The organism is Veillonella sp. VA137 (genome assembly GCF_003992015.1).
Classification (GTDB): domain Bacteria; phylum Bacillota; class Negativicutes; order Veillonellales; family Veillonellaceae; genus F0422.
The window spans coordinates 18,946-30,412 of sequence record NZ_RQVK01000019.1; the positions used below are offsets into that span (position 1 = coordinate 18,946).

General features: G+C 38.5%; 14 protein-coding genes. All 14 read right to left on the reverse strand.

The features are described from left to right. Positions 1-10: 10 nt before the first annotated feature. Positions 11-610: an ECF transporter S component gene (locus tag EO116_RS07825; protein WP_126939228.1), complete on the reverse strand. Its 600-nt coding sequence runs from the start codon at positions 608-610 to the stop codon at positions 11-13. A 214-nt stretch (positions 611-824) separates the two neighbouring features. Then, positions 825-986, reverse strand: coding sequence for a hypothetical protein (locus EO116_RS07830; RefSeq protein ID WP_009353045.1), 162 nt, complete (start codon positions 984-986; stop codon positions 825-827). 133 nt (positions 987-1,119) lie between these two features. Next, positions 1,120-1,719, reverse strand: a complete 600-nt coding sequence (locus EO116_RS07835; protein WP_062401874.1) for an ECF transporter S component — start codon at positions 1,717-1,719, stop codon at positions 1,120-1,122. A gap of 213 nt (positions 1,720-1,932) precedes the next feature. Beyond that, positions 1,933-2,466, reverse strand: a complete 534-nt coding sequence (locus EO116_RS07840) for a D-glycero-beta-D-manno-heptose 1,7-bisphosphate 7-phosphatase (protein WP_127161344.1) — start codon at positions 2,464-2,466, stop codon at positions 1,933-1,935. Next, positions 2,466-3,431, reverse strand: a complete 966-nt coding sequence (rfaD, locus tag EO116_RS07845) for an ADP-glyceromanno-heptose 6-epimerase (RefSeq protein ID WP_127161345.1) — start codon at positions 3,429-3,431, stop codon at positions 2,466-2,468. Before rfaD ends, EO116_RS07840 begins: the two co-directional genes overlap by 1 nt. Then, positions 3,428-4,912 (reverse strand): PfkB family carbohydrate kinase, encoded by a 1,485-nt coding sequence (locus EO116_RS07850; protein WP_127161346.1) that lies wholly within the window; start codon positions 4,910-4,912, stop codon positions 3,428-3,430. The genes rfaD and EO116_RS07850 overlap by 4 nt, the downstream gene beginning before the upstream one ends. Then, a complete protein-coding gene (gmhA, locus tag EO116_RS07855; protein ID WP_062401886.1) occupies positions 4,905-5,477 on the reverse strand; it encodes a D-sedoheptulose 7-phosphate isomerase in 573 nt (190 codons plus the stop codon). Before gmhA ends, EO116_RS07850 begins: the two co-directional genes overlap by 8 nt. Further along, positions 5,470-5,943 (reverse strand): transcriptional regulator NrdR, encoded by a 474-nt coding sequence (nrdR, locus tag EO116_RS07860; RefSeq protein WP_127161347.1) that lies wholly within the window; start codon positions 5,941-5,943, stop codon positions 5,470-5,472. The genes gmhA and nrdR overlap by 8 nt, the downstream gene beginning before the upstream one ends. An 11-nt stretch (positions 5,944-5,954) precedes the next feature. Beyond that, positions 5,955-6,872: a DUF535 family protein gene (locus tag EO116_RS07865; protein ID WP_127161348.1), complete on the reverse strand. Its 918-nt coding sequence runs from the start codon at positions 6,870-6,872 to the stop codon at positions 5,955-5,957. A gap of 147 nt (positions 6,873-7,019) precedes the next feature. Next, positions 7,020-7,469: a dUTP diphosphatase gene (locus tag EO116_RS07870; protein ID WP_127161349.1), complete on the reverse strand. Its 450-nt coding sequence runs from the start codon at positions 7,467-7,469 to the stop codon at positions 7,020-7,022. A 12-nt stretch (positions 7,470-7,481) separates the two neighbouring features. Then, on the reverse strand, positions 7,482-9,551 hold the full coding sequence (locus EO116_RS07875) for a polyribonucleotide nucleotidyltransferase (RefSeq protein WP_127161350.1): 2,070 nt from the start codon (positions 9,549-9,551) through the stop codon (positions 7,482-7,484). A gap of 448 nt (positions 9,552-9,999) precedes the next feature. Then, positions 10,000-10,530 carry a metallophosphoesterase gene (locus EO116_RS07880; protein WP_127161351.1) on the reverse strand — a complete coding sequence of 177 codons (531 nt, stop codon included), beginning with the start codon at positions 10,528-10,530 and terminating at the stop codon, positions 10,000-10,002. Positions 10,531-10,876: 346 nt separating this feature from the next. Further along, positions 10,877-11,224: a type II toxin-antitoxin system RnlB family antitoxin gene (locus EO116_RS07885; RefSeq protein ID WP_127161352.1), complete on the reverse strand. Its 348-nt coding sequence runs from the start codon at positions 11,222-11,224 to the stop codon at positions 10,877-10,879. Positions 11,225-11,270: 46 nt separating this feature from the next. Continuing rightward, the coding region (locus tag EO116_RS08545) for a hypothetical protein (protein ID WP_206168334.1) at positions 11,271-11,467 on the reverse strand (197 nt) is incomplete at its 5' end.

An 11,467-nucleotide genomic window follows, 5' to 3' on the forward strand; every position in this document is an offset into this window, starting at 1 on the left:
AATTTCATTATCATTTAAACTTTTTAATAACAGCTAGTGCCACAGGTGTTACAACAGCTACCGCTAATAATGCTTCTGGAATACCATGAGACCATACAATGCCCATCACCACATTAAATACAGCTTCCGGTGAAATGTGTGTTGCCTTAGCAAATTCTACACCATAAATTGTGTAAATACCAGTCATAACAAGGATTGTATTAGTAGCTGTTCCCAAGAATGCAGCTAAGCCGATACGGATGGCTTTCACCTTAATTGGTACATACATATACACCAACGCTGCCACTAAACCGATCAACATTCTTGGCAATACAGAAATAATAGGATTCATAAATGCAAAGGATAAAATATTAGGCGCCATGTAAGCTTGTACCATACTGTACGCACCGAATAAGAAACCTACTGACATACCTACTTTAGGCCCTTCCACAACACCACCTAAGATAGTTGGGATGTGCAAGATAGTAGCACTAATTGGTGGAATTGGCACAAAGCCCCAACCTGTCATACCAAGTACAATGGTAATCCCTGCCAATAAACCAATAATCGTTAATTGACGTACCGTAAATTTTTGCGATGGCTGTGTTTGCAACGCTGTTTCTTTTTCCATGTTTTCCTCCGTTCTTATTCCCTTAGGATATAAGTCGAACCAATAATAAAAAAATGGAACTCAGTTCTGCTCTTCCTGATACAGACTATACAGTTAGTTCCTCGTATAGAGTAGTACAAAACAGCGCTTCTGTCAATCAAAAAATGTAACTTTTCTTACACTACAAGAAAACGAACACCTTATGAGGTGCCTCATACAAGTGTTCGTTCTACCATTACAGCCCTAACAATTTTCTGCCTTCTTCCCAAGCGAAGATAGGTGTTAGGAATGTCATTAAATTTTCTTCTTCAAATGGATAGGCACGCATTCCAATCGCTTCAGCAGCCTGTACATCAGAAGGTTTATCACCCACAAAGTAGATTAATCGTTTTTCCAATTCATGAGTATACTCCTCCTAACACATAAAAAAACAAGAAGTGATCAGTCTTTGCTAATTCACTTCTTGATTATATCCGATTTAAAAAATCCGTACTTGAATGCATGAGCAGTCTATACACTCAATTTCATTATCATTTAAATTTTTTGATGACAGCTAGTGCCACAGGTGTTACAACGGCTACTCCTAATAGTGCTTCTGGAATACCATGAGACCATGCAATACCCATCACCACATCAAATACAGCTTCTTGTGAAATGTGTGTTGCCTTTGCAAATTCTACACCATAGATTGTATAAATACCAGTCAATACAAGGATAGTACTTGTGACTTTTCCTAAGAAAGCGGCTACACCAATACGGATAGCTCTTACCTTAACTGGCAAGTACATATATACCAACGCTGCTACTAAACCAATCAACATTCTTGGTAATATAGAAATGATTGGATTCATAAACACGAAAGATAAAACATTCGGTGACATATACGCTCGTACCATACTGTAAGCACCAAATAAGAACCCTACTGACATCCCCACTTTAGGACCTTCTACGATACCACCTAAAAGGGTTGGAATATGCAAGATGGTCCCACTAATTGGTGGGATTGGCACAAAGCCCCATCCTGTCATGCCAAGTACAATCGTAATCCCTGCCAATAAGCCAATAATCGTTAATTGACGTACCGTAAATTTTTGCGATGGTTGTGTTTGCAACGCTGTTTCTTTTTCCATGTTTTCCTCCGTTCTTATTCCCTTAGGATATAAGTCGAACCAATACTAAAAAATGGAACTCAGTTCTGTTCTTCTTGATACAGACTATACAGTTAGTTCCTCGTATAGAGTAGTACAAATCAGCTATTCCGTCAATCATAAAATGTAACTTTTCTTACACTACAAGAAAACGAACACCTTATGAGGTGCCTCATACAAGTGTTCGTTCTACCATTACAGCCCCAATAGCTTTCTGCCTTCTTCCCAGGCAAAAATAGGCTCTAAGAATGTCATTAAGTTGTCTTCTTCAAATGGGTACGCACGCATGCCAATGGACTCAGCAGCCTGCGCATCAGATGGTTTATCACCGACTAGGAAGCTACCATCCACATCTACATTCCAGTCCTGAATTGCTTTCGTCAACATACCAGGATTTGGTTTGCGGCAATCACAGTCTTTCGTGTACTCTGCCACAGATCCTTCTGGATGATGTGGACAGTAATAGTAGGCTAATATATGTACACCTTCTGCTTCTAAACGGCGGGACATTTCAGCATGTAACGCTTGCACATCTTCCTCTGTATAGTAGCCTCGTGCAACCCCACTTTGGTTAGTTACCACAATGATATCATACCCACGTGTTTGGGCTTCTTTCATAGCTTCAATAGCACCAGGAATAAATTCTAGTTGTGCAGGATTACTCAAGTATCCTACATCCACGTTAATAACCCCATCACGATCTAAAAATAATACATTTCTAGTTTCCATTATTTTACATACCCTTCATTATCACGTAACAACGCACAATACTCATGGACTGCTTTTTCTAATGGCGTAAATCCTTTATCATAGCCAGCGGCTAACAATTTTGTTGTATCTGCTTGCGTATAGCTTTGGTATTTACCCTTTAATACTTCTGGGAAATCGATATAACGAATCTCTCCTTTTCCTGCAAAGGAAATAACAGCTTTCATAAACTCATTAAATGTATGAGCATGACCTGTACCACAGTTGAATACACCACTAATTTCAGGATGTTCCCAGAAATAGAAATTCACATTGACCACATCGTTTACATAGATAAAATCACGGGTTTGCTCACCGTCACCATATCCATCGATGCCTTTAAACAGAGTAATTTCACCAGTTTCTATCAATTTATAATACATTTGACGCACCAAAGATGCCATCTTATCTTTATGTGTTTCATTCGGTCCAAAGACATTGAAATAGCGTAAGCCCACACATTGAGATTGTAATTGATTTCTAAATTTTGCTACATAGCGGTCAAATAACAGTTTAGAATACGCATATGGATTCAAAGCTTGTTCACAAGCTGGATCTTCACGGAATCCATTAGTCCCATGTCCATAAGTGGATGCAGAAGAGGCGTAGATGAAAGGAACTCGACGTTCTTGGCAATAATGAAAGAGATTTTTAGATCCTTCATAGTTATTTTTCATCATATATCTACCATCATAATTCATAGTGTCTGCACAAGCACCTTCGTGGAATACCACTTCGATAGGTCCACAATCAAAGATATTTTGTTCTACCGCAGTATCAAAATCTTCATAATCGATATAATCTGCAAAATCCAACATTTCAATGTTGCGGATTTTACGACCATCCGTTAAATCATCAACAATCAAAATATCATTGCGACCTTTATTATTCAACTGTTTTACAATATTGGAGCCGATAAAGCCAGCACCACCAGTAACAATAATCATAGTTTTCCTTCCTCTATTAATCCTTGAATACGTTCAATGATTCCTGTTGTGGAATATCCCTCTTGGAACGGCAAGATTTGTACTTCCTCTACAAACTCCTTGCCAATGACGTCTTCTGGCTTATAATCTCCACCTTTAACCAATATATTTGGTCGCAACTGTGAAAGCACCTCTGCTGGCGTATCTTCTTCAAATAGAACCACACCATCTACAAAGCCTAAAGAGCTCATCAATAAGGCTCTATCTAGTTCATGATTGATAGGACGACTATCCCCTTTTAAACGACGCACAGAGCTATCTGAATTGAGGGCCACCACCAAATGATCACCCAGTGTTGCTGCCTCTTTTAAATAGGTCAAATGACCACGATGTAAAATATCAAAACAACCATTCGTAAAGACAACCACTTCACCACGATCTTGCCACAACCGTATCTTTTGGGCTAATGCATCTACAGAATAGACACTTTCTTTATCTTCTTTTTTTGCTTTCATAGAAGACAATAAATCTAATAATTCCTGACGGTGAATTGGATAGGTACCTACTTTGGATACCACCACACCTGCTGCTGCATTGGCTGCTACTAAAGCGGCTCGGATAGATAAGCCCGCAATTAATGTAGTGAGCATCATGGCCACTACCGTATCGCCGGCACCGCTCACATCGAATACATCTTGCTGTTTCGTTTCTGCATTGTGCCACACATTGCCATCTTTACGAACTAAGGTAATCCCTTTAGCAGAACGCGTAACAATGATAAAGTCTAGCTCCATGTTATCCAAAATATGACGTGCTGCTTTCACAACCGCTTCATCTGTGTTGGGCACTTCATAGCCTACAGCTTCACTGAGTTCCTTCACATTAGGAGTAATACAAGTAGCACCGTTATATTTTGACCAGTCAGAACCTTTCGGATCCACAATAGTCATAATGCCAGCAGCACGAGTTTTACTGAATACTTGACTTAACAAGGATGGCTGACAAATCCCTTTCCCATAATCGGAAATCACAAGGCCTTGTAAACCTTTGTATAACAAATCATCTAGCCAAGTAAGGATAGCTGTTTCACTGGCACTGGACACAGGCTGATTCACTTCATAATCTAAGCGAATCATTTGCTGTTGTCCACCTAAGATGCGTGTTTTCGTGGTAGTCGGAATAGAATCTTCAGTAAAGACGCCCGTACTTTGGATACCATTATCTTCTAATAATTGGCGTACTATCTTACCATGTGCATCATCGCCAATACGAGATGCCATATGCACTTGGCAATCTAATTGAGCTAAATTATTTGCTACATTGGCAGCACCGCCTAATACTTCCGTTTCACGTTGCACTAAATTCACAGGCACTGGAGATTCTGGCGAGATACGACTTACATCGCCAAAAATATAGCGATCTAACATGCAGTCACCAATAACCCCTACTTGTAATTGTGGTAAATCACGAAGCAAAAAGGATTGTAATGTACGATTAGGCATAGTCTTCTTCCACCAATTCACATAAAATATGACCAGCTAAAATATGCATTTCTTGAATACGGGCTGTCACTTTAGATGGCACTGCAAAAGTTAAATCGCATAACTCTGCCATCTTTCCGCCACCTTCACCAGTAAAAGCAAAGGTATGCATGCCAATATTACGTGCAGATTCTACGGCTTTTACCACATTTTTACTATTTCCAGATGTAGAAATACCAATCAAAATATCTCCAGATCGGCCTAAGCCATCTACTTGTCGGGCAAATACTTCATCATACCCATAATCATTACCTACAGCTGTCAAAATAGATGTATCTGTGGTCAGCGCAATGGATGCTAAGGAACGACGTTCTTTTTGAAAGCGTCCCACTAATTCCGCTGCTAAATGCTGAGAATCTGCGGCGGAACCACCATTACCGCAAAATAAAATTTTATTGCCTGCTGCCAGCGCTGCCTTACAACGCTCCGCCATAGCTTCAATAACACCCATTACTTCATAAGTAGCACTCAATGTATCTACATGATCTGAAAAACGGGCACTAACAATTGGATGTAACTCACTCATGTGTTGTATCCTTTCCATGATTGTCCAATAATTCGTGTAATTCTTTTAAAAAACTTTCTACATTATTAAATTGTCGATACACAGAGGCAAATCGCACGTAGGCAACTTGGTCTACATCTTTCAACAAGGACAATACAATTTCACCAATTCGCTCCGTAGTCACTTCTTGCTCTACTTCCATGCGAATTTGTTTTTCTGTTTCATTTACAATCGATTCCAATTGATCTGTGGAAATGCCTCGTTTACTACAAGATCTCCACAAACCATTCATCAATTTAGATCGATCAAATAATTCTTTTTTCTGATCTCGTTTTATCACCATAATTGGTAAATCTTCAATCACCTCATAGGTCGTAAACCGTTTGCCACAGTTCATACATTCCCTACGACGACGAATATTATTATCGTCCGTAGACCGTGAATCTGTGACTTTGATTTCGTCATGATGACAATAAGGACATTTCATACCGTATCCTCCTATTGGTTGCGCAAGAAAGTCTTTCCTTGCTGTTGAATTTCTTCTATAAAAGTATCTAACATTTCATAGCGTTTGCGATACATATTTCGTTTATGTGTTTTCGCTGTTTCGTAGGTTTTCCGTTCCTCCGCTAAAGGAATCACAAAGAATCGAGAGTCTTGCTCCCATACGTGACCGCCTAATTCTTCCCAAAAGTCATCAAATTTCACTAATTTATGACGATTGAAACGAATCAAATGCGTATTCGTATAGAATCCTTCATCAGACACTGCATACAAAGTTTCAATACCTAAGCAAGTGGCTAATTGGCGTAATAAAAAGAACATAAAGTTTTTAGGACGATAGCCATGCATTTTTTTCGTTAGTTTCTTCGCCTTATCTAGACCCTCTTTATATCCTTGTATAGTACCAATCCAGATACATGGTTGTCCCGATGGATCCACACCTAATCGAAAGTTGATATGATAAATCCCATCCCCTTCGTAGGTTAAGAGCAAACTCAATAAGCCTTCTTTCCGTTGACCTGGCATAAAACGTAAGGTTGCCTCTAAAGCTAATTCTTCGGAATGCCATAAACGAATGCCACTTCCAGAGGTACTGTACAAGGATTGAATGGCCTCCTCTGTAAAATACTTTGGCAAGGCATCAAAGTGCTGAATAATACATTCTAATCGCTCTTGAGCTGTGGACTCTTTGTAGAAGAAGACACGATTAATAATTTCCCAGATTCCTTCTTGATCCTGCAGTAAATTAGAATAACTGCCATAGGTAGCGAAGTAAGATTCTAGTTGATTCAGTTGCGATCTATTTTTATAGGAACGGGCCGTAAATAAAAAAATACGTCGCTTTTCACGCCAGCTATGGTATCCGTATATTCTTTTACCTAATTCCCATTGTTGTTTTGCATATGTAAACACGGTACATCCTCCTTAGGATAGACTATATCAAACTATATTATACTCCATTTCAACAATGAAATTCAATGATATACAAAAAACTAGAGAGCCCTAAGCAACTTGCTTACGACTCTCTAGTTAAAGGAATTTATTCCTTAGTATATGTTGTTATTTACTTCCTGTACTACCGATACCACCCGTACGAATACCACGAGCATCGTCATCATTAGTCAACAAGTATTTAGAGAAGATACCTTGCGCCACTCGTTCCCCTTTTTCCAAGGCAACAGGAGCGTCTGTAATATTGTACACAGCAATCATAATGTGACCTTCGTTATCTTCATTGTTATAGTAATCAGAGTCGATAATCCCTGTACTATTTGTAAGCATCAAGCCTCGTTTGATCGCCATGCTTGAGCGAACGTGGATCGCCAAATATTCATCATAATGCATAAACGCTTTCAGTCCTGTAGGAATTAATACTGTTTCTTTAGGACCTACTACAACAGCTTCTGCACATTCAATGTCATAGCCTGCACTTTCAGAAGTCTTACGCTTCGGCAAATTGATGCCTTGCCCTTCAAAGGCAGACACTACTTCAAATCCACGAATATCCATAGTGCACCTCGATTATTTCAATAGTTCCTTGCGAGACAAATTAATACGACCTTTGTCATCAATTTCGATTACTTTGACCATAATTTCATCGCCCACATTCACTACATCTTCTACTTTTTCTACACGTTCTCTTGCTAATTGAGAAATATGAACCAAACCTTCTTTACCTGGCAATACTTCTACGAAAGCGCCGAAGTTCATCAAACGAGTGACTTTACCCATGTACACTTCGCCTGCTTCTACTTCTTTTGTCAAGTTCGTAATGATTTGGATTGCTTTTTCAGCCGCTTCCGCTTCTACTGCAGCAATGGAGATAGTGCCATCATCTTCAATGTCAATTTTAGCGCCAGTTTCTTCAATAATGCCACGGATAACTTTACCACCTGTGCCGATAACGTCACGGATTTTATCTGGATGAATTTTCATCGTTACGATGCGAGGAGCCCATTTAGACATTTCTTCACGTGGTGCTTGAATAGCTTCCATCATTTTACCCATGATATGCATACGACCTTTGTGAGCTTGCGCTAATGCTTCTTCTAAGATTTCACGAGATAAACCGGAAATTTTAATATCCATTTGGATAGCAGTCACACCTTTTGTAGTACCTGCTACTTTAAAGTCCATATCACCTAAAGCATCTTCCATACCTTGGATATCTGTTAAGATTGTGTAATGCTCATCCTGTGTTACAAGACCCATTGCTACCCCAGCTACTGGCGCTGTAATAGGTACCCCTGCATCCATCAAGGATAAAGTGGAACCACATACGCTGGCCATGGAGCTAGAACCATTGGATTCTAATACTTCAGATACCAAACGCATCGCATATGGGAATTCTTCTTCTGTTGGAAGTACGGCTAGTAATGCTCTTTCAGCCAATGCACCATGACCAATTTCACGACGTCCAGGACCACGAGAGGAACGAGTTTCCCCTACAGAGAAGGATGGGAAATTATAATGGTGAATGTATCGTTTTTCTGTATCTAGACCAATGCCATCGATGGTTTGTTTTTCAGACAATGGAGCTAATGTACAAATGTTTAATACTTGTGTTTGACCACGTGTGAACAAGCCAGAACCATGCGTACGTGGCAATGCGCTAACGCGACAAGAAATAGGGCGAACTTCATCTAATTGACGGCCATCTGGACGGATTTTTTCTACCGTAATCATATGACGCACAATTTCTTTCACCATTTTTTCTAATGTTGCGTAGATATCGCCTGCTTGTTCTGGGAATTGTTCCGCAAAATGAGCCAATACTTCTTCGAATACAGCTTGTTGTTGCTCTTCACGTTGCACTTTATCCGCACAGCGTACAGCTGCATCTAATTTGTCATGTGCATAGGCACGAACTGCTTCTGCCACTACTGGATCTACTTCTTTAATTGGGAATGTGCGTTTCGCATGTCCAATTTCAGCCACCATAGTTTCTTGGAAAGCTACAATGTTTTTGATTTCTTCGTGAGCCGTCATGATTACTTCTAAGATGATGTCTTCAGGAATTTCGTTGGCTTCCCCTTCTACCATCAAGATCGCATCTTTCGTACCGGCTACAACCATATTTAATGTAGTTGCTTCTAATTGTGCTTCAGTTGGGTTGACTACGATATTGCCATCTACAAGACCCATACGCACACCAGCAATTGGACCTGCCCAAGGAATATCGGAAATGGATAATGCCGCAGAAGCACCAATCAATGCACAGATTTCAGGTGCATGGTCATGATCAACAGATAATACAGTAGCTACTACATGTACTTCATTACGGCTACCTTTATCGAATAAAGGACGAATTGGACGGTCAATCAAACGGCTATTCAAAATAGCAGACTCTGGTGGACGCGCTTCACGTTTAATAAACCCACCTGGGAATCTACCAACAGCATACATTTTTTCTTCGTAATCTACTGTTAATGGGAAAAAGTCAATATCTTTTGCCTCTTTAGATGCCGTTGCTGTAACCAATACGACCGTATCACCATATTGTACTAATGCAGAACCACTTGCTTGTTTTGCTAACTCGCCAGTTTCAATCGATAACGTGCGACCAGCTAGTTCCATTTGGAATCGATTCATTCCATGCCTCCTGTTTAACTCTTTATCCTTTAAAAATCTTTATAGTTGTTATTATACACGAGTGGAGAGGGAAATACAATTTGGAAGTGATGCTGAGTCAGATACGATTGACATTCTATAACATTACCTATACTGTAAAAGTACAAATTAGGTCATGAATCCCAAAACTAACCTTATATTACCCGTTGGGATAAAAAAAAGCGCTCCTAATTGGAGCGCTTTTTATTATTATACAAATTGTCACCGGCTAATTATTGATAAGTACAATTACTGTATCTAATATTAACTTTGTGTAAGGGAAATCTTACATATAGGTAGCCCCCACATTTGACAAAAAGCCTATTTACTGTCCCGATTAATCTTATAATTCTGCAGGTCTACTAATCATTTTAATGTATAGTTTAGCAAGTAAGCTTCTTAAGGGAATAGCACTTTACTGATATTTCCTTTATTCAATTCCAAAAAATTGTTTAATATACGTCAAGGACACTGGAAAGTAATAATTCGCATCTACCCCCACATCATAGCGCCGAATGCCGTTCGCTCGATTTTCTTCGTTATACTTCGGCGTATTATGCATATGCCCATGCAACATAAGGCCACCCTTATTGCGCCCACCTTGCCAATCCAAAATAGGATAATGCATGAGCGCCAAGCTCACACCCTCTGTACGAAGATATGTATAATGTGTTATCTCCTCAAACAAAGATTGATCATACTCCTCATAGCGATCATGATTGCCTATGATTAAAATCTTTCGCCCATTCAGCTGTTGAAAGTATGCATTTGCTTGATCTGCCCCAATTTTATACGCCAAATCGCCCAACAAATACACAGTATCATCAGGCTTTACAATACTATTGTAGTTCGTAATCAGAACCCTTGACATCTCCCTTTCATCTTTATCTTTGAAAGGACGGTTATTAAATCGAATCACATTTTCATGTCCAAAATGTAAATCGCTGGTAAAGTAAATCATTTTATTTTTGCCTCAATTCTTTCATCCAAACTTTATAATATAAACCTTGTGCTTTAAAAAGACTTCTATAGCGCCGTTTTGGTGTAAACAAATGTTAGGCGCTAATTCTTTTATTTGCTTTTGTATCTCTACATTTTCTACACCAATAGCTATTAAATCTAATTTCCCATAATCTGCAATAATTTGCTCATATTCTTGAAAGATCTTAATCTCATATTCGTTAGCGTATTGTTTTTTAATACATTCTACAATGGATGATTTTCCCTACATTGTCAAGTAGTTGATATTAAAAAGCACCTAAATTTCTTTAAGTGCTTTGATGCGTCATATGGTATATAGTATATATTTAATTCTGTGCTATTTTTTTTATTTGTGATTCCGGCAATACAGAATTCCTTAAAAAAACAGGCTGATATTTTAAAATCTCATTTGCTTTTTCAAGTACATCATTATCCACATTAACATAATTATAATGATTTAAGTTTATTGTTCCATCCTCATTTAAAGTAGTTTCAATAAAACGATACTCATTCATTCCCGAACATAATATGGTATCTATCAAAAGTTTTCTTGTTTTACCCAGAGACATTCTGATGGATTTCAAACACTTTGATATTTGAGTTTGATAATCTAATAATGTAATTATGGCATCAAATCCATCCTTTTCCAAACTATTTATTAAATATAGCTCCATTACAACATCTCCTCCTTCCTCTCTAATCATTCTTATAAAAGAGTAATTAAAAAAGTATATAATATTTATTTATTAATTGCAAGCCGACTAAAATTAAATCATGAGCTGTCTTTATATCCGTTATAACATGAGTATCCATTGAATTTTCAGACCAATGAGAATATGGATGCCTCATTTTGTTATAGCTACTATATAACTGATTGAGATAATCTATTTGATTAGAAATTAATCCTACAGTAGATT

Excerpts from the sequence above, each read along its gene's own strand:
- EO116_RS07825 (WP_126939228.1), bottom strand. The coding sequence starts at position 610 with ATGGAAAAAGAAACAGCGTTGCAAACACAGCCATCGCAAAAATTTACG.
- EO116_RS07835 (WP_062401874.1), bottom strand. The coding sequence starts at position 1,719 with ATGGAAAAAGAAACAGCGTTGCAAACACAACCATCGCAAAAATTTACG.
- EO116_RS07840 (WP_127161344.1), bottom strand. The coding sequence starts at position 2,466 with ATGGAAACTAGAAATGTATTATTTTTAGATCGTGATGGGGTTATTAAC.
- rfaD (WP_127161345.1), bottom strand. The coding sequence starts at position 3,431 with ATGATTATTGTTACTGGTGGTGCTGGCTTTATCGGCTCCAATATTGTA.
- EO116_RS07850 (WP_127161346.1), bottom strand. The coding sequence starts at position 4,912 with ATGCCTAATCGTACATTACAATCCTTTTTGCTTCGTGATTTACCACAA.
- gmhA (WP_062401886.1), bottom strand. The coding sequence starts at position 5,477 with ATGAGTGAGTTACATCCAATTGTTAGTGCCCGTTTTTCAGATCATGTA.
- nrdR (WP_127161347.1), bottom strand. The coding sequence starts at position 5,943 with ATGAAATGTCCTTATTGTCATCATGACGAAATCAAAGTCACAGATTCA.
- EO116_RS07870 (WP_127161349.1), bottom strand. The coding sequence starts at position 7,469 with ATGGATATTCGTGGATTTGAAGTAGTGTCTGCCTTTGAAGGGCAAGGC.
- EO116_RS07875 (WP_127161350.1), bottom strand. The coding sequence starts at position 9,551 with ATGAATCGATTCCAAATGGAACTAGCTGGTCGCACGTTATCGATTGAA.
- EO116_RS07880 (WP_127161351.1), bottom strand. The coding sequence starts at position 10,530 with ATGATTTACTTTACCAGCGATTTACATTTTGGACATGAAAATGTGATT.
- EO116_RS07885 (WP_127161352.1), bottom strand. The coding sequence starts at position 11,224 with ATGGAGCTATATTTAATAAATAGTTTGGAAAAGGATGGATTTGATGCC.